We start from the raw sequence: 21,189 nt of genomic DNA, 5'->3' as shown, positions 1-21,189 counted from the left end.
CCCGGCTGAACGTGTCGTGGCTCGGGATGCCGTGCTCCAGGCGCAGCAGGAGCCGCAACAGCTCTTCCTTCGACCGGCCAAACTCTTCCATCTCCGCGCAACTGCTCGCTCCGCACAGCACCGCCGCCAACGCGATGAACAACACCTCCAACAGCTCGTGCTTCGCATTGGTTGCGCGCGGGTCCGGCAATCGCCCAAACGCCTTCCTGAACTTCTGCATCCGACCCCCTCCATGATCCGGGAGTCGTCTTCAGAATCCTTCTTGCATTCCAATGCAATAGCCGCCGCAAATCCATATGCGATTCCCCTGCGCTTGCGGGGGAGGGAGCGCAGTGTCCATCGCGGATACGTCGGTGCGCACGAGAGCCGCTACCCCCGCCCCACCGTGCACTCGATCTGGCCGTGCGGCTCGTCGGTCGGCAGGAACACCTGGTTGTTGTTGTCGAGGCCGAAGGCGGAGAGATTCATCGGGATGAAATGGATGTTCGGGCAAGCCATGCTGATCTCGGAAATCTCCGGCACCGCGGCAAGCGCCGCCTCGCCCATCCGGTAGAGGCTGTCCTGCACGCTCGCGCTGTAGGTGGTCGAGAACACCTCGAGGAGCGTGTCGAGTATCTTCGCGTTCTTCGCCGGATAGCTCGCGGGCTTGCCCGACCATTTCCAGGACGCCACCATGTTGGTCGCGCAGATGCGGTCGTGGGTCTCGGGAAGCGTGGTGTAGCGGTCCTTGACGTAATTCTCCCAGCCGGACTGGGTCGATTTCATGAAGGCAAAGCCGTCGACGCCCGAGGCGAGCGCCATCGGTGCGCCCCTGACAGCGGCGAGTTCGACGGTCGGCTTGCCGTTGCCGTCGAACACGAAACTGTGCGGATGCGGCTTGCCGCCGAAGCTCAGCCTGTCCCACTTGGTCTCGTGCGATATGATCGACAGGGATGACACCTGCGGATAGGTGTCGAAATATTTCTGCGCCAGTACCTGGCAGAACTCTTCCGCCGAGAGTCCGGTGTTCTCGCGAGCGACGACGTTGACGACGTTCTTGATGGTGTCGGTCGACACCGTGTTGGAATTGTCCGCATGGGTATAGGTGCGGGCGAAATCGCCTTCGAGCATCACCTTGATGTTGAGCTGGCTGACCTCGTGCCTGTCGCCATCGCGATGAATGCGCATCACGCGGACGCGGCCCTTGCCGTAGCGGTTCTTGATCAGCGGCACGTGAAAGCCTCCCGTTCAGCCGGTAAATCCAGATCGGACATTGCGTCCGACCCATCAATAATGAGCAACGTTTGTGCCACCGGGCAAGCTTCGGGCACGGCAAAGTGAGTTGGTGTGAGCTGCCTCCGCTGCCACAATCTTGGCCATTCTTGCCGCGGCTTTGATCAGCGGCATAATTGGTAGGGTGAGCAAAGCGAAGCGTGCCCACCGTCCGTTCTCCGCCAGCAATGATGGGCACGCTTCGCTTTGCCTACCCTACAACTTAGCTTCCGCGATATGTGGCGTAGCTCCAGGGCGTCACCAGGAGCGGCACGTGGAGATGGCCCTCGGGTTCGCTCACGGCAAAGCGCAGGGGGATACGGTCGAGGAAAGGTGGATCGGAGAGCGGCACTTGCCGGCTCGCAAAATAGTCGCCGACGCTGAACACGAGCTCATACTTTCCTGATGGCACCGGGCGGCCGCCGATCAGCGGCTGATCGGTGCGGCCGTCGGCGTTGGTCACCGCGCGCGTCACCACGCGGTTTAAGCCGAGATCGGACAACTCGATCAATTCGATCGCGATGCCGGCGGCCGGCGTGCCGCTATGGGTGTCCAGCACATGCGTCGACAGGCGGCCGTGCACCGGAAGGCGATCCTCGGCCGTCACGAGCTGATCGAGCCGCAGCGCGGCGATGCGGCAGATTTCCTCGACCGATCGCAGCATCTCGGCCGGCACATCGTTCGGCAGCCGCCGCTCGAAATCGCGCAGGATCGAATCCCTGGTGTGGCGGCGCACGCAGACGACATAGGGGAAGCCGAATTTCGAGCGATAGGCGTTGTTGACGCGCTCGAACTCGTCGTATTCGGCATCCGACAATCGGTCGAGGCCGGCGCTGTTCTGCTCGGCATCGGATTCCGCGGTGAGGCCCGCGGCGCGCTGGGTCTTGTCGGCAAGATCAGGATGCGCCTTGATCAAGGCGAGCCGCAGTTCAGCCGGCGCGCGCTCGACCGCGGCCTTCATCGCCGCGAACAACGCATTGATGCCGGCGAACGGCCGCAGCAACGCCACGTGCTCGGCGAGCCATGGCGAGTGCTCGAAGTTGTTTGCAAGCGCTGCGACGAATTCGTCGCGGGTCTTGTTGTTGAGATCGGCAAGGGTGAGCGACATCGGCCTATCCGATGCTGAACGCCTGTTCGGCGAGCTGCTTGTGATTGATGTGCCAATGCTCGGCGATCTGCAGCCGCGTCGGCACCCAGACGCGGTCGTGCTTTCCGATATAGTCGAGGAAGCGCATCAACGCCGCGGCGCGGCCGGGGCGGCCGACGAGGCGGCAATGCAGGCCGACCGACATCATCTTCGGCAACGTCTCGCCCTCGGCGTAGAGCACATCGAAGCTGTCCTTCAGATAGGTGAAGAACTGATCTCCGCCGCCAAATCCCTGCGGGTTGACGAAGCGCATGTCGTTGGCATCGAGCGTGTAGGGAATGACCAGATGCGGCTCCATGCCCTGCGCCTTGATCCAGTACGGGAGATCGTCGGCATAAGCATCGCAGAGATAAGACAGGCCGCCCGCCTCCATCAAAAGCCGAAGCGTATTGATCGAGGATCGTCCGGTGTACCAGCCGAGCGGCCGCGCGCCGGTCGCCTCGGTGTGCACGCGGATCGCTTCCGCGATCTCGGCGCGCTCCTCGCTCTCCGACATGTCCTTGTGCTCGACCCATCGCAGACTGTGGCTCGCGATGTCCCAACCTGATTCTTGCATCGCGGCAACGATCTCGGGGTTGCGCTTCAGCGCCATCGCGATGCCGAACACGGTTGTCGGCAATTTGCGCTCGCCGAACAAGCGCCACAGCCGCCAGAAGCCGGCGCGCGACCCGTATTCGAACATCGATTCGATATTGGCGTGGCGCTGGCCGACCCAGGGCTGCGCGCCGAGCACATCCGACAGGAACGCCTCGGAAGCGCTGTCACCATGCAGGATGTTGTTCTCGCCGCCCTCCTCGAAATTCACCACGAACTGCACGGCGATGCGGGCATTGCCGGGCCATTTCGGATCGGGCGGATTGCGGCCATAGCCGCGGAGATCACGCGGATATGTTGCGTCAGTCACGACTACACTTCCTCGAAACGAATCTTCTGCGCGCCCTTCCAGAGCACGGTCTTGCCGAAGGTGACGAGGTTCTCGAGCCCCGACGTCAGCGTGATGAAATGGTTGCCGGCGAGCTGACCCATCTTGCTCGCGAAATGCACGCCGCCATAGGCGAGCAGGATCTCGGTCTCGCTGATGCCACCGGGATAGAGGATGATCTGGCCGGGCGCCGGATAACTGGTGTGGTTCTCGTAGGAGACACCGAAGTCGAGGTCGCCGAGCGGCATCCAGACCCCCTCGCCGCTCCAGCGGACATGGATCGCCTGGCTCTCGAACGGCATCGCCTTGCGAAACGCCGCAACCGTCTTCGGCGCGAGCGCCTCCTCAAAGCGCGCGTCGAATTTGAAGTCACCGGCATGGACAATCAGTTTGCTCATCGATCTCTTCTCTTGGCTCTCTGCTCTTGCGTGGCTTGGGAACAACCCCTCGCTACCGCATTGCAGCGCGCGGCATCGGAAGCAAGGACCGTTCCAGGGGGCGCTTAGTCGCCTTTCCTGCGATCATACGACCAGCCGAACAGGCCGCTGCGCTGCACCTCGGGCTCGGGCGGCGGCGCCTCCTTGACCTCGGCTTGCGGCGGAGGTGGAGGCGGCGCCGGCACATTCTCGCATTTCATGGAGTAGACCAGTTCGCCCTTCGCGGTGCGGCCGATCGGTGCGCAATCGTCCGCTCGCGCGACCGCGCCTTTTGTCGCACCCTTGACGTCCTTGGGCACCAGTTGAGTCTGGGCCAGGGCCAGCGAGACCGGCGCGGCGACCAACAACAGAACTGGTAAAAACTTCTTCATCGGCCTCACTCGCTGGGAATCGTTTGCCTTATTGAACCGGACCCGGCACCGGCAATCCCATGATAGCGCGAACCGCCTGTAATACCTGCTGAATATTTAGCCGTGACCAAGAAATTTGCTCGCCGCTTCGTGATGGGCACAACCGTTATAACCGTCTGCGCACATCGCTATCTCCCATTTGCGCTGAGCCGCACAGGCCTCGCCGACAAAGCGCGATAAAGCCGGGAGAACCACATGAAGACGTTCCTCACCATCCTTGGGTCAGCTTTAATTATTGCATCGTCCGTACAGTTCGCTGCCGCAGCGCAGCGGCATCACCACGTCAAGTCGAGCCGCGTAGCGGACCGCGTCGTGGTGCGCCAGCAGCCGCAGCCCTTCAATTCCTATGCGTCCTGGCCCGCTCCGTCGCCGGAGATGTACGGCTACCCGCAGAGCTACTTCACCGGTGGCTGGTCGGCACCGGCCGGCCACTGAGCCGATCGAGGTTGAACGTAATAAAGGCCGGCCGCGTCAGTCGCGGCCGGCCTTTTATTGTGTAACATGGTCTCGCAGCCCTCTGAACGGAGAGAATGATGACGACAGCGACATTGCGCGGCCATGTGGCGATCGTGACCGGAGGTTCGCGCGGCATCGGCGCGGCGATCGTGCGCGCGCTGGCCGACCAGGGCGCGGCCGTGGCGATCAATTATCGCGAGCGCGCGGGCGAGGCAGATGCGCTGGCGAAGGAGATCACGGCCGCGGGCGGAAAGGCGATCGCACTCGCGGCAGACGTTTCGCAAGGCGCGGCGGTTGCGCAGATGGTGCAGCGCGCCACGGCTAAGCTCGGCGCGATCGACATCCTCGTCAACAATGCCGGCATCGCGATCACGCGCGGTGTCGACGATCTCACTGAAGCCGATTTCGATTCGACCATCGCGGTGAACCTGAAATCGGTGTTCCTGTGCACGCAGGCGGTGCTGCCGGCGATGCGCGCGAAAAAATGGGGCCGCATCGTCAACATCTCCTCGGGCGCAGCAAGAGGCGCCGGCGCTATCGGGCCGCACTACAATGCATCGAAGGCCGGCGTCGAGGGATTGACGCGCGGCTATGCCGCACGCCTCGTCAAGGAAGGCATCACCGTCAACGCGGTCGCGCCCTCGCTGATCGAGACCGACATGATGAAGGGCCAACCCAATCTGGTCGGCCGGATTCCGCTCGGCCGTTTCGGCACCTCCGACGAAGTCGCGCAGGCCGTCATGATGCTGATCGGCAACGCCTACATGACCGGCCAGACCGTCGCGATGAGCGGCGGCATGGCGTTCAACTAGCGATGCGAATTCGATAGCTGAGCGACCGGCTCGCGCCGGGCGCGATCTGCATCAGGCCGGGCTTGCCTGTGAACTCGCCGTCGAAATCCGCCGGGCTGGCGAAGCCGTGCCAGGGCTCGATGCACAGGAACGGCGCGCCGCCGGGCTTTGACCAGATGCCGAGTTCGCGAAAGCCGTCCCACGATACTTCGATCGACGGCCCGCGATCGGCAGCATAGCGCACCGAGGAGCTTGCGAGCTGGTCGAGGATCACAGCGTCATCGTCGAACAGCCGCTCGGAGAGTGCGAGCGTCCTTCCCTTGACGGGGGATGGCTGCGGATCCGGCCGCATCAGGCCGCCGTCGAGCCGCCGGACCGGCGCCGGCTCGTCATTCGAGAAGGTCAGCGTGTAGGCTTCCTTCGGGAGGCCCGGAAGCAGCGGCCAGCCGAACGCGGGGTGTCCGCCGAGCGAGGCCGGTAGCGCCTCATCACCCGGGTTAGATATCTCGAACGTCACCTCCAGATCGGCGCCTTGCGCCGCATAGGTCACCTCGAGGCGGAAGGCGAAGGGATAGCGGGCGCGGGTCGCGTCATTGTCGACCAGGACCAGCTTGCAGGACGCGGCCTCGCGCGAGATCCATTGAAACCGCTGATCACGCGCGAAGCCGTGCTGCGTCATCGGGTAGGTCTTTCCCTTGTGGCGCAGCTCATCGTTCTTCAGCCGCCCCACAATTGGAAACAACAGCGGCGCATGCCGCGGCCATTCCGGCCCGGCCTGCCACAACAGCTCCAGCCCGTCTGCGTTCTTCAGCGAACAGAGCTCGGCGCCGGCGGCCTTGATCGCCGCGGTTACACCGTCGCTGCGGATGATGTGTGTGTCCATGCTCACGTCTGACCTCGCGGGATAGCGCGCTCGTCTCTGTATATTTTTTAAGCTGACGATGTCGAGACTTTCATCTTGCCGCGACAATCGCGGTTATGTGAGCCTCGCCTGGAAAGCCGCTGTTCCCGAGCGAATTGCGGCTGTTCCCACGCGAGAAAGACGGGTCATGTTCAAACGGCTGCTGGTTGCCTTCCTCCTTACCACCGCAAGCGTCGGCACCGCGCTGGCGCAGGAATCGCCAAAGATGGGAGGCGTGATCAACACCGTGATCCAGCCCGAACCACCCGGCCTGATGCTGGCGATGATCCAGAACGGCCCGACCCAGATGGTGGCGGGCAATATCTTCGAAGGATTGTTGCGCTACAGCCCGAAACTGGAGCCGCTGCCCGGCCTCGCGGAAAGCTGGACCGTCAGCCCGGACGCCAAGGTCTACACCTTCAAGCTCAAGCCCGGCGTGACCTGGCATGACGGCAAGCCATTCACGTCCGCCGACGTGCTGTTCTCGATCGACATGTTGAAGCAGACCCATGCGCGCGCCCGCAACAATCTGTTGCAGGTCGAGAAGGTCGAGGCGCCCGACGACCTCACCGTGGTGTTCACGCTCAAGGAGCCATTCGGTCCGTTCCTCGGCATTTTCGAGGTCGGCTCGATGCCGATGATCCCGAAGCATCTCTATGCGGGCACCGACTTCAAGACCAATCCCTATAACAATGCGCCTGTTGGCACTGGTCCCTTCATGTTCAAGGAGTGGAAGAAGGGCTCCTTCATCCACCTCATCAAGAACCCGAACTACCATGAGAAGGGCAAGCCCTATCTCGATGAGATCTATTGGCAAATCATTCCCGACGCCGCGGCGCGTTCGGTCGCGTACGAGACCGGAAAGGTCGACGTGCTGCCCGGCGGCTCCGTGGAGAATTTCGACGTACCGCGCCTGTCGAAGCTCAAGGACACCTGCGTGACCGGCGCCGGCTGGGAGTTCTTCAGCCCGCTGGCCTGGCTGTGGCTGAACAATCGCCAGGGTCCGACCGCGAACAAGAAAGTGCGTCAGGCGATTATGTACGCGATCGACCGCAACTTCGCCAAGGACGTGATCTGGAACGGGCTCGGCAAGGTCGCAACCGGCCCGTCTTCCTCGGCCATCAAGTTCTATACCGACGACGTGCCGAAATATGACTTCAACCCGGCCAAGGCCAAGGCGCTGTTGAAGGAGGCCGGCTACAATGGCGAAAAGGTCCGCCTGCTGCCGCTCGCCTATGGCGAGACCTGGCAACGCTGGGGAGAAGCTGTGAAGCAGAACCTGCAGGACGTCGGCATGAACATCGAGACGATCGCGACCGATGTGCCCGGCGGCAACCAGAAGATCAGCGATTGGGATTACGACATCGCCTTCACCTATCTCTATCAGTACGGCGATCCAGCGCTCGGCGTCGGGCGCAACTACGTCTCCAGCGCGATCGCCAAGGGCCAGATGTTCAACAATGTCGAGGGATATTCGAACCCCGAGATCGACAAGCTGTTCGCCGAAGGCGCGGTCGCAACGCCCGACTCCAAGCGCAAGGAAATCTACGAGAAGGCGCAGAAGATCCTGGTCGAGGACGTGCCGGTCGCCTGGATGCTGGAATTGCAGTTTCCGACCATCATGCGCTGCAAGGTGAAAAACCTCATCACGACAGCGATCGGCGTCAATGACGGCTTTCGCGACGCCTGGATCGAGAAATAAGCATCAGCCGCCTGTTGGCTTGACCTCTCCCGGTTGCGGGAAGGTCGCTGCGTCTCGCCCGTGGAGACACCCCAACCCCGGCCCTTCCCTGCATGCAGGAGAGGAAGCGCGGCACGCTGCCATGCCACCAGGCATGACGGCCTTATTCAAGTCGTCATGCCCCTGTCGTCTCGCGCTGGTGTGAATGGATCCGCGGCCGGCTAACGCGCCGCACCAACGGCTTCGCTGGTGCGACGCATTGCTGCTTGATCTGGCGCAATGCCTATTTAACAGCTTGCGTTCAAAAACCGCCTGAGGCGGGAACCGTTGGACAAGGATTCGCGGATTCCATCCGGGACGTGAGCCACTTATGAAGCGATCGAAAAGGTCCGCGAAGGGGCGTATATTCCGCCCCAAGCGAACCCAGGCACAGCTGAGCGGGGAAATGCCCTGCGCGACCGTGTTTCGTCTCGTGGCATCTGCCTGCCTCGAAGACGTCAAGGCTCACCATCGCGGCGCCCGTAACGGCGACATCGTTGCGGTACATCAGACGCGCGTGGCGCTGACCCGCTTGCGCGCGGCGATCGCGTTCTTCGAGCCCATGGTGGAGGATGCCGAATGGACGCGCCTGAAGTCCGAGCTGAAATGGCTTAACGGATATCTTGGCGCCACGCGCGACCTCGACGTCGCAATCGAGAATGCTCCGCGCGAACGGCTGTTCAGGACAGCGCGGGCCGAGAGCCAGCGCCAGTTGAGGCGGGCGCTGATGTCAGATCGCTATCGGCGGTGGTTCAAGGATATCGTCGCTTGGGTCAACCATGGCCCATGGTCTGATATGAGCGACCGCCGCCTGGTGCGGCTCCGCGCCTCGCCGGCCTCCGAATACCACGCGAGCCGGCTCGCCGGCTGGCATGAAAAGCTCGTCAAGAAGAGCCGTGGCCTGCAGGGAATGGCCGGGCGCAAACAGCACCGCGTCCGCCTGGCCAGCAAACGGCTGCGCTATGCTATCGAGTTCTCCGAAGATGTGCTGCCGAAGGGTGATTTTGCGCCATGGCGCGCGATCGTGAAGCAGCTCCGCAAGGCGCAGCAGATCCTCGGCGAGCTCCACGACGCCGAGGCTGCGACGGCGCTCGTGGCCGAGTTGCAACAACGGGTCAGGCCGAGCCCTGCTGGCCGGCAGCGGAAACCGCTCGAGGTGCTGGACAAGAAGGAAAAAGGGCGGCTGCTCCGGCGCGCCACGGCTGCCTACCGCAAGATCGCAGCGTAAACGGGATACTGGCGGGACATCATCCCGCTCTATCTTTTTATTTGAGCATGATCTCCGCGCAAACGCTTCGCGTTTGTCGCGAGGGAAAACCGGTATCCACTTTTCCGGATCATGCTTTAGAGCTTCCCAAAAAGGTGATCGGCGGGGCTTCGTATTGACGAGACGCCCGCCTATATCACCGTTTGCTCATATTATACCTGTCATTCAAAGCGGGGAAATCCAGCATGGCCAGCCCATCCGTTCTCGAACCGACGGCTCCGCAAGGCAGCGTGCTGATTGCGGGCGTCGGCGCGTCCCAGGGGGTGGGCGCGGCGATCGCGCGCCGGTTCGCCGCGGGCGGATACCCGGTCGCAATCGCAGGCCGCAATGCCGAGAAGCTCACGGCGACCGCGGCGGAGCTTGCGGCCGCCGGCGCCAAGGTCGCGCATGTCGTTGGTGACGTCTCCAAGCCCGCCGATGTCGCGCGCTTCGTCGAGGCGGCGCAAAAGCTCGCGCCGCTTGCGATGGCGGTGCACAATGCCGGCTCGAACCGGTGGGCGCCCTTCCTGAAGGTGAGCGAGGAGCAGTTCGAGTCACATTGGCGCGAGCATGCGCTCGGCGGCTTTCACCTGGCGCAGGCGGTGATCCCCGCGCTGCTTTCGCGTGGCGGCGGCACGCTGGTGTTCACGGGAGCGAGTGGCTCGCTGCGCGGCAAGGCCCATTTTGCGCCCTTCGCCGCCGCCAAGGCCGCATTGCGCGCGATGGCGCAGAGCATCGCCCGGGAATTCGGCCCCCAGGGCATCCATGTCGGCCATGTCGTGATCGATGGCGGCATCGAGGGCGATCGGCTCCTGAGTTTTCGCCCACAATTGAAGGAAGAGCGCGGGGCGGACGGCCTTCTCAACATCGCCGCGATCGCCGAGGCCTATTGGGTGCTCCACCATCAGCACCGCAGCGCCTGGACGCTCGAACTCGACCTGCGCCCCTGGGCGGAGTCGTTCTAGACGTTTGCCGCCAGCTCCAAGCTCTACGTCATGCTGCCCGGGAGGAAGCAGCGGATCGTGATTCCCGTCGTGCCCTTCATCGGCCACACCATGGTCCGGCCGGCACGGTTCGGCTCGGTGATCACGGCCTCATCCGGAACCATAATCCATTGTCCCTCCAGGCGAACCCGGTAGTGCCCATCCTTCGATTCCCAATCCGGATCGGCCACCGCGACACCGTCGGCATCTGAGCAGCAAGGCCCGAGCCTGCTCTTGAGGCTATCGAACCAAGGTTTGAGTGGAGAGTTTGAATAACGTCCATCATCGCGGGCCATCAGGGTTCCCGCAGGGACGACGAGGAGAATTGTCAGGACCGAAGTCCAAACCAAATTTGTGCGAGCCATGTCCGTGCCGTGACGCGACGCCCGCCCCCAACTTTGACAAACCGGGAACCCGCAACGAAGTTCCACGCATGGACCCGATTGGAACAGCTCTCCACAGGAATAGCTGAGAGCCGGGATGATTTTCCTCCAAGTATCATCGCCCTCCGGCTTTTTGTTTGAGCATGATCTCCGCGCAAGTACTTCGCGTTTGTTAAGAGGGAAAACCGGAATCCACTTTTCCGGATCATGCTCTATCTTTTTGTTTGAGCATGATCTTTTCGGAAAACCGATACCCACTTTTCTGCATCATGCTCTGGTCACGGCACACCCTTCGAGAAACAGCGTCGCACAGGCCTCAGCGCGGCGCTCGAGTTCGGCACGATCGGGCGGCGCCTCACGACCGAACAATACGGCGCGCTGCGGTGCGAAGACGATCATGCCGAGCAGCATGCCGGCCGCCGCCTCCGGATCGATGTCCCGAAGCGTGATCAGGCCGCGATCGTGTTGCGTCCGCAACCAATTTGCCAGCGTGGTCACCGTTCGCCGCATCGCACTCTTGTAGAAGGTCTCCGCGATATCAGGGAATTTGTCGCTGTCGGCGAGGATCAGACGCTGCAGCGCAATCACCTCGCCATCGAGGATCAGTTCGGCGCAGGCAAGGCAAGCTTCACGTAGCGCAGCTTTGATGTTGCTGCCGTCGCAGGCGCGGAGCCGCACGCCCGAAATGAACCGGTCCATCCGGTCCGCGACCATTCCCTCGAAGAGGGCCTGCTTGCCGGGAACGAGCCGGTAGAGCGTCTTGGTCGAGACGCCGGCGCGGCGCGCCACGTCATCCATGCTGGTCGCCGCGAAGCCGCTGGCGGCAAATTCGCGCCGCGCCGCCTCGTAGATCATCGCGCGCGTCTCATCGTCGGAACGCAGCGGCGGCCTGCCCCGGCTGCGGCGCTCGAGGGCCATGCCGCCTTTATCCGCGCTGCCCTGCTTTGTCGTGACGGTCATGCCATCCGAGCCATGCTTTAATATGACGCCTGTCATTCCATTGACAGACCCAATATGGCGCCTATTTTGGAAAATATCAAGTTTCCTAATTAGGCCCTGCCAGTCGATGGAAATTATCCAGTCCTGGCAAGGGGATAGAAAGTCAGGAGGATCGACATGAGCCAGCATCCCGCGTCCTTGGAGATCGAACGCCCGCTGTCGGCCGCCGAAGTCCAGCGGCTCGCGCCGGCGCCGGAGCCGGTCGTCCCCGCCTCGGCGACGGCGTCGATCAAGGGCAAGCTGCGGCGGATCGCTTTCGCCGGCCTTGCCATCGCCGCGCTGTCGGGCGCCGCCTGGTATGGCTGGGACTACTGGACGGTGGGTCGCTTCCTCGTCTCCACAGACGACGCCTATGTCAAAGCCGACAACACCACGATCGCGCCGAAGGTCTCGGGCTATCTCAGCGCAGTGCTGGTCGGCGACAACGAGCGCGTGAAGGCCGGCCAGGTGCTGGCGCGGATCGACGATCGCGATTTCAAGGTGGCGCTGAACCAGGCCAAGGCCGATGTCGAGGCAGCCCGCGCCGCGGTCACAAGCAAGCGTGCACAGCTCGACGTTCAGCAGGCGGTGATCGAGGCTGCGCAGGCGACGCTCGACGTCGACACCGCGACTCAGACCTTCGCCGCGCAGGAGAACAAGCGCTACACCGACCTCGCCACGACAGGCTATGGTAGCGTGCAGAACGCGCAACAGGCGCAATCGCGCAACGCCAGCGCGCAAGCCGCGGTCCAGCGCGACATCGCCAATCTCGCGTCCGCACGAAGGCAGGTCGAACTGCTGAAGGCGGAGATCACGCAAGCGATCGCGGCGACCGCGCGCGCCGAGGCGATCGAACAGCAGGCCGAGCTGAACCTCGGCTACACCACGATCACGGCGCCGATCGACGGCGTGGTCGGCAACCGCACGCTGCGCGTCGGCCAGTATGTGCAGGCCGGCACGCAATTGATGTCGCTGGTGCCGGCGACCGGCGCCTATGTGGTGGCGAACTTCAAGGAGACCCAGCTCACCGACGTCCGCAAGGGACAGAAGGCGGACATCTCCGTCGACATGTTCCCGGGCCAGGTCGTGCACGGCCACGTCGATTCACTTGCGCCGGCCAGCGGCCAGGAGTTCGCACTGCTGCCGCCCGACAACGCCACCGGAAACTTCACCAAGGTGGTGCAGCGCATCCCCGTGAAGATCATGCTCGACCAGACGCCCGTCGAACTGCGCCCGGGCATGTCGGTGATCCCGACGATCGACACGCAGTCGCACGGCGACGCCCTGCCGCAGCCGGTCGCGACGCAGAAGCCCGCTACCTCGATTACCCAGAGGTGATGCCATGTCGGACCTCACATTATCGGCCACAGGCCCCCTGCCGCGAGCGGCCATCAATCCGGACCGGGCCAGCGCCACGGTGTGGGTCGCCGTGCTCGCCGCCATGATCGGCGCCTTCATGGCGATCCTCAACATCCAGATCACCAACGCCTCGCTGCTCAACATCGAGGGCGGCATCGGCACCGGGGTCGACAACGGCTCCTGGATCTCGACGTCGTACCTGATCGGCGAGATCGTGGTGATCCCGCTCACCGACTACCTCAGCCGGATGTTCTCGTTCCGCAACATCATGATCGGCCACGCAACGCTATTTGCCATCTTCTCCGTCGCCTGCGCCTTCACCCATGACCTGCCGTCGATGATCACGATGCGCGCGTTGCAGGGATTTTTCGGCGGCGTCCTGATCCCTATGGCGTTCACGCTGGTGTTCACCAAGCTGCCGAAGGCGCAACAGCCGATCGGGCTCGCGATGTTCTCGATCGCCGTGACCTTCGCGCCGGCGATCGGACCGACCATCGGCGGCTATCTGACCGAGAACTACGGCTGGCAGACCATCTTCTTCGTCAACGTGGTGCCGACCGCGATCATGGTGACCATGCTCTATTTCACGCTGGAGCGGCAGCCGATGCAACTTGGCCTGCTGCGCGAGGGCGACTGGTTCGGGATCGCGACCATGGCAATCGGCCTCTCCGCGCTGCAGACCGTCCTCGAGGAAGGCAACAAGGACGACTGGTTCGGCTCGCCCTTCATCGTGAAACTCGCAATTGTCGCCGCGGTCAGCCTGTCGCTGTTCGTGATCATCGAACTCGTGGTGGAGAAGCCGCTGATCCGGCTGCGGCTGCTCGCGCAGCGCAGCTTCGGCTTCGGCACGATCTCCGCGGTGTTCGTCGGCTTTGCGTTGTTCGGCTCGGTCTATCTGCTGCCGGCCTATCTCGGCCAGGTGCAACTCTACAACGCCGAGCAGATCGGCGAGGTGCTGGCGTGGACCGGCCTGCCCCAGCTCATCCTGATCCCGCTGGTGCCGAAGCTGATGCAGCGCTTCGACGCCCGCTACATTGCTGCCGTGGGGATGGCGCTGTTTGCGGCGAGCTGCTTCATGAACACGCAGATGTCGCTCGACTATGCCGGCGACCAGCTCTTCGTTCCCAACATCGTGCGCGCCATCGGCCAGGCCTTGATGCTGGCGCCGCTGAGCGCCGTGAGCCTCGGCAGCGTCGCGCCGCAGGACGCGGCGGCAGCCTCGGGCATCTCCAACATGATGCGCAATCTCGGCGGCGCGATCGGCACCGCGCTGCTCGCGACCATCGCCACCAAGCGCGAGCAATTCCACTCCAACATCATCGGCCAATCGGTCGACCTCGCACGCGACGAAGTGCGCCAGCGCATTGCCGAGATGACGAACTACTTCATGGCCCACGGCATGTCCGATCCGGCAGCCGCGCGACATCAGGCGATCATCGCGCTCGGCAACGCCGTCAAGCGCCAGGCGCTGGTGATGGGATATAGCGATGCCTTCGCCGTGCTCGGCTTCGTGCTCGTGCTCGCCGGCATCGCGATCCTCTTGACTGGCAAGCCGAAGGGCGGCGCGACGGCGGGCGGCGCACACTGAAAGCAAATCGATCCACGCTGGACGCTGCGCTCCCTCTCCCGCTTGCGGGAGAGGGTTGGGGTGAGGGTGCTTCCGCGATCGAGGCTCCCCGTGTGGAGAGAGCCCTCACCCGGCGCGCTATGCGCCCCGACCTCTCCCGCGAGCGGGAGAGGTGACCTCGCGGCTACGCCGCGATCGGCACGAAGTGGCTGATCGCGACCAGGATCACCAGTGCCACCACGCCGATGCAGAGGCTCCAGCCGATCAGTTGCTTGTCGACCGGCAGCAGCGGCTCGCCAGACATGTTATGAACCCGGCGTCCATTTCCAGACGATGTCGGAAATCCTGACCGGCTTCGGAATGAGGCCAAGCCGCACGAACCGGTCCGCGACCGCCTGCTGGCTCCTCACGATCTCATCGTCGACGGGAACGACCTGGTAGTTCGACCTGTCGACGAAGCGCCTGATGGCCTCGATATCGACGCCCGTGGCCTCGGCCTGGGCCTTCGCAACCTCCTCGTGATGCGTGTCCGCCCACTTACCTTCGGATGCGAACACCGTGTTGAGCCGCGCGACGACCGACGGATATTTCTCCACGAAATCGGAGCCCGCGATGTAGAACGCGTTCGGCTTGTGGACGTCCTTGTCGAATGCGATCACGCGCGCCTTCTCTTTCAGTTCGGCGAGCGCAAGATAAGGGTCCCAGATCGACCAGGCGTCGACCGATCCCTTCACGAACGCGGCCGTCGCATCCGCAGGCGCGAGCGGCGCCGGCGTGATGTCGCTCCACGACAGCCCGGCCTTCTCGAGCGCTGCGACCAGGAGATTGTGCGCGCTCGATCCCTTGCCGAAAGCGACGCGCTTGCCCTTGAGATCGACAAGCGTCTTGATCGGCGAATCCTGCGGCACGATGATCGCCTGTGTGCGACCGTCCGACTTCACCGCGGCCACGTAGCGGATCTTGGCGCCGCCGGCCTGCGCGAAGATCGGCGGAGAATCGCCGACAAAGCCGAAGTCGACGCTGCCGACATTGATCGCTTCCAGGAGTGGCGGCCCGAACTGGAAGTCGACCCACTTGACCTCGATGCCAAGCGGCTTGAAGGCATCCTCCACGGTGTGGCGCTGCCGCACCGCCGGGAAGAAGCCGCCCTTCTGCGTGCCGATGCGGATTTCCTTCGGCCTGTCCTCTGCATGAACAGGCGCGATCGCGAGCGCCGCGAGGATCAGTGCGCCGCCGAGAATGGTTCGTCTTGTGGTCATGATCCGTCCTTTCCTGTTCGATCAGAATGCCGCCGTGAGTGCCGTTCGATTGTCGGAGTGCCGCCGCCGCTCGATCAGCGCCCGTGCCGCGCGCTCTGCGGCGCGCGCCGAACCGAAATGACCGCCCTCGAGGCTGTCGAAGGCGCGTTCGGAGGAGAAGAACCGAAAGCCGTGCTCGTCGCCCACGACGATGCCGGCGGTCTGGTTGAAAACTTCGATGACATAGGCTTTGGACATGCGTGCTCATTCGCCGCTGATACGGCGCTCCCGTCTGATTCATGGTTGAGGTCGGTAACTAGGCGGGAATCAGCAACAGGCTCCGGTCGCCGCCGAGACACAGCGACGGGTCATGCGCTTGCGCATATCGCCCACCACTTTCCTGTCTCTTGCTCTCATACGGCAACCCCGAGCAGCACAACCTGCTGTATCGAATATCCGGCGGAAACCCGCCTTGGTCAATGAAATGGCTATCCAAATTTGCGGCCGTGACGCCGCCGCTCTTCTATGCGCAGGACCGGAGACGAGCAGAACGATCTCGTCGGCAGACCGAACCGCAACGTCATCGGTCCCTGCCAGGAGGGCAAGAGCGGAAACCAAGCGTTTCGCCGCATGGCCTTTGCCGGTCACCGACCCGTCACTATTTCGGTGTGAAACCAACTGACGCCTGCCCGTCCGGGGCGGGCCCTCCTCCCCCTCCTCTGAAGATTGGAAGCTCGCGACGCGCTCGCTAAGCCGCGCCAAAACGGAATATGACAATGACCACATCGCTGGAATTTGGGCTTGATACCTTTGGCGACGTCACCCGTGACGCCGCCGGCGCGCCGCTGCCGCATGCGCAGGTGATCCGCAACGTCATTGACGAGGCGGTGCTTGCCGATGAACTCGGGATCGATTTCATCGGCCTCGGCGAGCACCACCGCGCCGACTTCGCGATCTCCGCGCCCGAAGTGGTGCTGGCGGCAATCGCGGCGCGCACCAAGCGGATCCGGCTCGGCTCCGCCGTGACGGTGTTGAGCTCGGACGATCCGATCCGCGTCTTTCAGCGTTTTGCGACCGTCGACGCGGCATCGAACGGCCGCGCCGAGGTGATCCTCGGCCGTGGCTCGTTCACCGAGTCCTTTCCGCTGTTCGGCTTCGACCTCAACCAGTACGAGGCGCTGTTCGAGGAGAAGCTCGACCTGTTCGTCGAACTATTGAAGCAGGAGCCGGTGACCTGGCAGGGCAAGCTGCGCGCTCCGCTGAACAACCAGCTCGTGTTTCCACCGATCGAGCACGGCCGGCTGAAAACCTGGATCGGCGTCGGCGGCAGCCCGGAGTCCGTGGTGCGCGCCGCGCGCTATGATCTGCCGTTGATGCTCGCGATCATCGGCGGCGATCCAAAACGGTTCGCGCCCTATGTCGAACTCTACCACCGCGCCTTCAAACAACTCGCCCGCCCGGTCAAGCCGATCGGGGTGCATTCGCCGGGTTATGTCGCCGACAGCGATGAGCAGGCGCGCGAGGAGCTGTTCGCCGACTACAAGGCCATGCGCGACCGCATCGGCAGGGAGCGCGGCTGGCCGCCGATGGGCCGCGACGAGTTCATACGCGAGGCCGAGCATGGATCGCTCTATGTCGGTTCGCCTGAGACGGTCGCGCGCAAGATCGCCGCTACCGTCAAGGCGCTCGGCGTCGCGCGCTTCCAGCTCAAATACTCGGCGGGCCCATTGCCGCACGAAAGACTGATGCGCAGCATCGAGCTCTATGGTCGCAAGGTGGTGCCGCTGGTCCGCGATATGGTCGCCTAGAGCACTTTCGGTTCTGATTCAATCAGAACCGACGCTCTAAGACTTGGCAAAGGGCTGCCGCCGCGGGCCGATCGGACGCCGTAGCCGTGACGACAGCGATGGACCACCGGAGTCCACGGGCTCGACATGCGACGCACGCAATGAGCGGACCTGCGGCTTTGTTTCCGGCTCCCTGCGCGCCGAGCAGTTGCTGAGCGCAGCCGCGACTTCCGATGTGACAAGCGGCCAATGCACGACGTCGCTGATGCCGGCGGCCACCAGAGTGTCGGCTCCGATTTCTTCGGTCGATCTCGCCGCCAACACGATCGGAAGATGTGGCGCGGCCGCGTGCAGCGCCGCCGCTGCCGCCACCGACGCCGTCGCCGATCCGAAATAGCCGACGATTGCCGCGTCGAACCGGTCGGGCTTGGTGCTGCATGCGGCGCACGCCGCGGCGGTCGTGGCGAATCCCACCGGCTCATAGCCGATCGCCGCCAGCGTTTCCTCGTCTCGCAGCAATCGCGCCTGATCGCTGGTGACCATCAGCACGGTCTCGCCCCTTCCAACCGGCAGCGTCGCCGGTCTGACGTCCGAGATCGGCGCGGCCATCGCCACGCAAGGCAGCCAGACCTCGAAGCGACTGCCCTTGCCGGGCACGCTCTGCACGTTCATCGCCCCGCTATGCTCATGTACGATTTCGCGCACCGTCGCCAGTCCCAAGCCGTTTCCGGAGGAACGGGTGGTGAAAAACGGCTCGAATATCCGCGCCAGTGTCGCATCGTCCATGCCGCGGCCGGTATCCGTGACCACGATACAGACATAGCGGCCAGGCTGCAGCGTGTCGTGACTGAGCGAACGGGCCTCGGCGATTTCGCGGATATCCATCGCTATCTCGACACGGCCATGATCGCCGATCGCCTGCGCGGCATTGTTGCAGAGATTGAGGATCACCTGTTGCAGCTGCGCAGGCTCGCCCGAGACGATGGCGGTTGCCAGCGGCTCGCGGATCGCGAGATCAACGTTGGTCGGCAGCGAGACATTCAGCAGCGAGACGGCCTCCGTCACGAGGCTATGCGCACTGAGCGGCCGGCGGCGCGCGTCGCGGTGCCGTCCGAACAGGAGGATCTGCTCGACGAGGTCGCGTGCCCGCTCTGCGCCGCGGCGGATCGCACGGAGATTTTGCGCGAAGCGGTTGTTCTGGCCGAGCTGTTCCTCGATGACTTCGGAATGGCCCAGGATCCCTCCGAGGATATTGTTGAAGTTATGGGCGATCCCGCTGGTGAACGTACCAATCCGCTCCATGCGGCGCGCCTGCTGCAGGCGCTCCTCAAGGCGCCATCGTTCCCGCTCCATCGCGTGCCGCCCGACGGCGTACATGATGATATCGAGCGCCATGCGCAAAAGACTGAGTTCGATGGACTCAGTGACCCGGCACGCGCGGCCGACCGTGTCGAAACCCAGCGCAACGCTGGTGCCCTCCTGGTCGACGCCCGTCACGCAAGCCCATGCACCGAGGCCAACGTCCGCCAACGCTCTTCGGTCCGCCCCGACCGGTAATGAATTGACGTTGGGGACGTGGATCACCCCGTCCACGGTGGGTGCGAATCGAGCCGCAACTGCGGGCGCGGCTTCCGGCCAGCCGGGTGGAAAGTCCCTGCCCGCCCTGGACCAGCCGTACAGCCGGGGCGTCGCCCCCGCCCACACGACATAGGTACGATCGCAGCCGGTGCACAGCATCAAGTCGGCGAGCGCCCGCTCGATCTCGCCATCCAGGTTCTCCGGCAGCACGTCGATGAAGCGCATCGAAATGCCCGCGATCACATGCTCGAACGCAGCGCGGCGCTCAAGCGTCTTGGCATGCGAACGCACACGGAGGCCGAGGTGGACCAGGAACGCAACAAGGACCAGCGACGTCACGTAGAGCAGCCAACGGAACTCCCGTGCCGTCATTCTCGACTCGTTTTGCCGTATCAGGAGCAGGTTGCGCAGATGGTCCTGCTCGGGCCTCGGCTGGATCGCCCGCATCTCCTTCAGCACGCCATCGACCGCGGGCAACAGGCCCTGGAGCAGCCGTCCATGCGCCAGCAGTGGTCCGATGACATCGCCGTCGAACGGGCGGGCCTGATCGGCGAGGCTGTCCAGTCGATCCTTGACCTCGCGCACCGCCGTATCCGACGTGTCGAGGGTGAGCTGCAGCATCGCCGCCGCGGCGGCGCTGATCGAAGGTCCGAGATCGGCCGACGTCGCGTGGAGGCTGAAGCGCTCGAAGAACGTCAGTGAATTGTGCAGCAGTGCATTGTCGCTCTTGAATCGTTCGACGAGTTCCTCCTGCCGCGCGAGCGATGCCTCCAGGCGCCCCACCGCGTCGCTCGTATCGGTGTCGATCGCCGCCGACTGTCGCAGGCGATCGAGCGATTTGTGCAGGGCATTGATCTCACGGACCAGCGGATCGTAGTTGCGCAACGTGCCGGAGCGCGCGGTGAAGACGTCGCGGTAGAGCGAACTGTCCAGCATCGCGAAACGATCGAGCTCGGCGAGCGCGCGATCGAACTGCTCGGCCTCCGGATTGATTGCGCGCAGCGATAGCCAGGTCAGCAGCAGGACAAGCGCGAATACGATCGCAAGGGCGCGAAGCGGCGTCATTGCGGCGTTCCCTTGACGGGCATGCCACGGTAGTTTCCGGTCAGCGTCTGCAGGAAGGCGACGAGCGCGGTTACCTGGTCATCCGTCAAGCTGCGGTCGAGTTGGGCTGCCGCCATCTTGCGCACGGCCTCCTCGAGCGTGGCCGCGCTGCCGTCATGAAAATAAGGCGCCGTCGCCGCCACATTGCGCAGGCTCGGCACGCGGACGACATCAGGCTTCGCGTGGACCAGCGGACGGAAGATCCCCTGGCGCTGGAACAGATTGCCGCCGACATTGACTCCCTGGTGGCAGGAGATGCAGCCGAACGACTTGAATATTTCGTAACCACCAAGCTCCGCGGCTGATAACGCGGCCGTATCGCCGGCGAGCCAGCGATCAAAGCGGCTTCCCGGCGTGACGAGCGATTTTTCAAAGGCCGCCAGTGCGTCGAGCAGGCTCGACCGGTCCGGTGCGCGCCCGTAGGCGGCGCGAAATTGCCGCACCATTTGCGGATCGGCATTCAACCTGGAGACGACGTCCTCCACGCTGGTGGCCATGTTGGCCGGATTCTCCAGGGACGATTCGGCCTGCGATTCGAGGGTGCGGTAATTGCCTTCCCAGTTCAGGCGGAAGCTGAGCGCCGAGTTGAAGATCGTCAATGTATCAAATGGAGCGTTTGAACCGTCATGTCGCACCATCGCGGAACTGCGGGTGGCGCCGTTAGTGGAGACGTCATGACAAGAGGAGCACGCCAGCTTCCCGTCGTTCGACAGGCGAGGGTCCATAAACAGCCGCTCTCCGAGGACAAGCTTGAGCGGATCGGTCGCGGGAGGCTCTGGAATGGGCGTGATCGGTTCTTGATCGGCAATGGGAACTGGGCGCGAAACTGGAGCGGTAGGAATAGTTTTGGTGGCTGCACCGGTGGCAATCAACAGGAGCGCTGCGCAAGCCCATGGCGGCCAGCGGCGCGCGTGCAGTACTGCCGGCACGG

At 63.7% G+C, this 21,189-nt stretch carries 21 protein-coding genes; 8 read left to right on the top strand and 13 right to left on the bottom strand.

The genetic code is table 11. The annotated features are described in order from the left end of the window. From K288_RS0107965 to K288_RS0107940, 6 genes are all read right to left on the bottom strand, one after another. Window positions 1-220: transposase family protein (locus K288_RS0107965; protein WP_027579049.1), on the bottom strand; the 220-nt coding region annotated here is incomplete at its 3' end. A gap of 149 nt (window positions 221-369) precedes the next feature. Further along, entirely contained in the window at window positions 370-1,212 is an 843-nt protein-coding gene (gene pucL, locus K288_RS0107960; RefSeq protein WP_027579048.1) for a factor-independent urate hydroxylase, read from the bottom strand. A 262-nt stretch (window positions 1,213-1,474) separates the two neighbouring features. Beyond that, a complete protein-coding gene (gene uraD / locus K288_RS0107955; RefSeq protein ID WP_027579047.1) occupies window positions 1,475-2,359 on the bottom strand; it encodes a 2-oxo-4-hydroxy-4-carboxy-5-ureidoimidazoline decarboxylase in 885 nt (294 codons plus the stop codon). Between the two features lie 4 nt (window positions 2,360-2,363). Continuing rightward, a complete protein-coding gene (gene puuE, locus K288_RS0107950) occupies window positions 2,364-3,302 on the bottom strand; it encodes an allantoinase PuuE (protein ID WP_027579046.1) in 939 nt (312 codons plus the stop codon). Window positions 3,303-3,304: 2 nt separating this feature from the next. Further along, entirely contained in the window at window positions 3,305-3,718 is a 414-nt protein-coding gene (locus K288_RS0107945; protein ID WP_027579045.1) for a DUF3830 family protein, read from the bottom strand. A 104-nt stretch (window positions 3,719-3,822) separates the two neighbouring features. Beyond that, window positions 3,823-4,128, bottom strand: coding sequence for a hypothetical protein (locus tag K288_RS0107940; protein WP_027579044.1), 306 nt, complete (start codon window positions 4,126-4,128; stop codon window positions 3,823-3,825). A 234-nt stretch (window positions 4,129-4,362) separates the two neighbouring features. On the opposite strand from K288_RS0107940, the gene K288_RS0107935 reads away from it, so the two are divergent. Next, window positions 4,363-4,602, top strand: a complete 240-nt coding sequence (locus K288_RS0107935) for a hypothetical protein (RefSeq protein ID WP_027579043.1) — start codon at window positions 4,363-4,365, stop codon at window positions 4,600-4,602. A 98-nt stretch (window positions 4,603-4,700) separates the two neighbouring features. Next, window positions 4,701-5,435, top strand: a complete 735-nt coding sequence (locus K288_RS0107930) for a 3-oxoacyl-ACP reductase family protein (RefSeq protein WP_027579042.1) — start codon at window positions 4,701-4,703, stop codon at window positions 5,433-5,435. Here the strand turns inward: K288_RS0107930 and K288_RS0107925 are convergent. Further along, entirely contained in the window at window positions 5,428-6,303 is an 876-nt protein-coding gene (locus K288_RS0107925) for an aldose 1-epimerase family protein (protein WP_027579041.1), read from the bottom strand. The genes K288_RS0107930 and K288_RS0107925 overlap by 8 nt on opposite strands. Before the next feature lie 160 nt (window positions 6,304-6,463). Between K288_RS0107925 and K288_RS0107920 the strand changes: the two genes are divergently transcribed. The 3 genes from K288_RS0107920 to K288_RS0107910 all read left to right on the top strand — a co-directional run bounded on the left by K288_RS0107920 (window position 6,464) and on the right by K288_RS0107910 (window position 10,246). Beyond that, window positions 6,464-8,017 carry an ABC transporter substrate-binding protein gene (locus K288_RS0107920; protein WP_027579040.1) on the top strand — a complete coding sequence of 518 codons (1,554 nt, stop codon included), beginning with the start codon at window positions 6,464-6,466 and terminating at the stop codon, window positions 8,015-8,017. Window positions 8,018-8,441: 424 nt separating this feature from the next. Continuing rightward, entirely contained in the window at window positions 8,442-9,263 is an 822-nt protein-coding gene (locus tag K288_RS0107915) for a CHAD domain-containing protein (protein WP_027579039.1), read from the top strand. A gap of 224 nt (window positions 9,264-9,487) precedes the next feature. Next, window positions 9,488-10,246 carry an SDR family NAD(P)-dependent oxidoreductase gene (locus K288_RS0107910; RefSeq protein WP_027579038.1) on the top strand — a complete coding sequence of 253 codons (759 nt, stop codon included), beginning with the start codon at window positions 9,488-9,490 and terminating at the stop codon, window positions 10,244-10,246. 23 nt (window positions 10,247-10,269) lie between these two features. Here the strand turns inward: K288_RS0107910 and K288_RS0107905 are convergent, their stop codons facing one another. Next, window positions 10,270-10,629, bottom strand: a complete 360-nt coding sequence (locus tag K288_RS0107905) for a hypothetical protein (RefSeq protein WP_027579037.1) — start codon at window positions 10,627-10,629, stop codon at window positions 10,270-10,272. A 285-nt stretch (window positions 10,630-10,914) separates the two neighbouring features. Further along, entirely contained in the window at window positions 10,915-11,607 is a 693-nt protein-coding gene (locus K288_RS0107900; protein WP_244443093.1) for a TetR/AcrR family transcriptional regulator, read from the bottom strand. Window positions 11,608-11,763: 156 nt separating this feature from the next. Between K288_RS0107900 and K288_RS0107895 the strand changes: the two genes are divergently transcribed. Further along, window positions 11,764-12,963: an HlyD family secretion protein gene (locus tag K288_RS0107895; protein ID WP_027579035.1), complete on the top strand. Its 1,200-nt coding sequence runs from the start codon at window positions 11,764-11,766 to the stop codon at window positions 12,961-12,963. A gap of 4 nt (window positions 12,964-12,967) precedes the next feature. Further along, window positions 12,968-14,572, top strand: a complete 1,605-nt coding sequence (locus K288_RS0107890) for a DHA2 family efflux MFS transporter permease subunit (protein WP_027579034.1) — start codon at window positions 12,968-12,970, stop codon at window positions 14,570-14,572. Window positions 14,573-14,856: 284 nt separating this feature from the next. Here the strand turns inward: K288_RS0107890 and K288_RS0107880 are convergent, their stop codons facing one another. Continuing rightward, window positions 14,857-15,810, bottom strand: a complete 954-nt coding sequence (locus tag K288_RS0107880; protein ID WP_027579033.1) for an aliphatic sulfonate ABC transporter substrate-binding protein — start codon at window positions 15,808-15,810, stop codon at window positions 14,857-14,859. A 21-nt stretch (window positions 15,811-15,831) separates the two neighbouring features. Beyond that, complete coding sequence (locus K288_RS0107875; RefSeq protein ID WP_027579032.1) at window positions 15,832-16,047, bottom strand: hypothetical protein; 216 nt, start codon at window positions 16,045-16,047, stop codon at window positions 15,832-15,834. A 518-nt stretch (window positions 16,048-16,565) separates the two neighbouring features. Between K288_RS0107875 and K288_RS0107865 the strand changes: the two genes are divergently transcribed. Then, window positions 16,566-17,597 (top strand): LLM class flavin-dependent oxidoreductase, encoded by a 1,032-nt coding sequence (locus K288_RS0107865; RefSeq protein ID WP_027579031.1) that lies wholly within the window; start codon window positions 16,566-16,568, stop codon window positions 17,595-17,597. Window positions 17,598-17,633: 36 nt separating this feature from the next. On the opposite strand, the gene K288_RS45020 is transcribed toward K288_RS0107865, so the two are convergent. Then, window positions 17,634-20,219 (bottom strand): two-component system VirA-like sensor kinase, encoded by a 2,586-nt coding sequence (locus K288_RS45020; RefSeq protein ID WP_051334425.1) that lies wholly within the window; start codon window positions 20,217-20,219, stop codon window positions 17,634-17,636. Continuing rightward, entirely contained in the window at window positions 20,216-21,130 is a 915-nt protein-coding gene (locus tag K288_RS0107855; RefSeq protein WP_343207759.1) for a cytochrome c peroxidase, read from the bottom strand. The genes K288_RS45020 and K288_RS0107855 overlap by 4 nt, the downstream gene beginning before the upstream one ends. Window positions 21,131-21,189 lie beyond the last annotated feature (59 nt).

The organism is Bradyrhizobium sp. Ai1a-2, assembly GCF_000426245.1.
GTDB lineage: Bacteria > Pseudomonadota > Alphaproteobacteria > Rhizobiales > Xanthobacteraceae > Bradyrhizobium.
The sequence above is the reverse complement of the archived record's forward strand: the minus strand, read 5'-3'. Positions and strand labels throughout refer to the sequence as shown.

Coding starts and splice junctions, on each gene's coding strand:
- uraD (WP_027579047.1), bottom strand. CDS start 2,359: ATGTCGCTCACCCTTGCCGATCTCAACAACAAGACCCGCGACGAATTC.
- K288_RS0107945 (WP_027579045.1), bottom strand. CDS start 3,718: ATGAGCAAACTGATTGTCCATGCCGGTGACTTCAAATTCGACGCGCGC.
- K288_RS0107940 (WP_027579044.1), bottom strand. CDS start 4,128: ATGAAGAAGTTTTTACCAGTTCTGTTGTTGGTCGCCGCGCCGGTCTCG.
- K288_RS0107935 (WP_027579043.1), top strand. CDS start 4,363: ATGAAGACGTTCCTCACCATCCTTGGGTCAGCTTTAATTATTGCATCG.
- K288_RS0107930 (WP_027579042.1), top strand. CDS start 4,701: ATGACGACAGCGACATTGCGCGGCCATGTGGCGATCGTGACCGGAGGT.
- K288_RS0107920 (WP_027579040.1), top strand. CDS start 6,464: ATGTTCAAACGGCTGCTGGTTGCCTTCCTCCTTACCACCGCAAGCGTC.
- K288_RS0107915 (WP_027579039.1), top strand. CDS start 8,442: ATGCCCTGCGCGACCGTGTTTCGTCTCGTGGCATCTGCCTGCCTCGAA.
- K288_RS0107910 (WP_027579038.1), top strand. CDS start 9,488: ATGGCCAGCCCATCCGTTCTCGAACCGACGGCTCCGCAAGGCAGCGTG.
- K288_RS0107905 (WP_027579037.1), bottom strand. CDS start 10,629: ATGGCTCGCACAAATTTGGTTTGGACTTCGGTCCTGACAATTCTCCTC.
- K288_RS0107900 (WP_244443093.1), bottom strand. CDS start 11,607: ATGACCGTCACGACAAAGCAGGGCAGCGCGGATAAAGGCGGCATGGCC.
- K288_RS0107895 (WP_027579035.1), top strand. CDS start 11,764: ATGAGCCAGCATCCCGCGTCCTTGGAGATCGAACGCCCGCTGTCGGCC.
- K288_RS0107890 (WP_027579034.1), top strand. CDS start 12,968: ATGTCGGACCTCACATTATCGGCCACAGGCCCCCTGCCGCGAGCGGCC.
- K288_RS0107880 (WP_027579033.1), bottom strand. CDS start 15,810: ATGACCACAAGACGAACCATTCTCGGCGGCGCACTGATCCTCGCGGCG.
- K288_RS0107875 (WP_027579032.1), bottom strand. CDS start 16,047: ATGTCCAAAGCCTATGTCATCGAAGTTTTCAACCAGACCGCCGGCATC.
- K288_RS0107865 (WP_027579031.1), top strand. CDS start 16,566: ATGACCACATCGCTGGAATTTGGGCTTGATACCTTTGGCGACGTCACC.
- K288_RS45020 (WP_051334425.1), bottom strand. CDS start 20,219: ATGACGCCGCTTCGCGCCCTTGCGATCGTATTCGCGCTTGTCCTGCTG.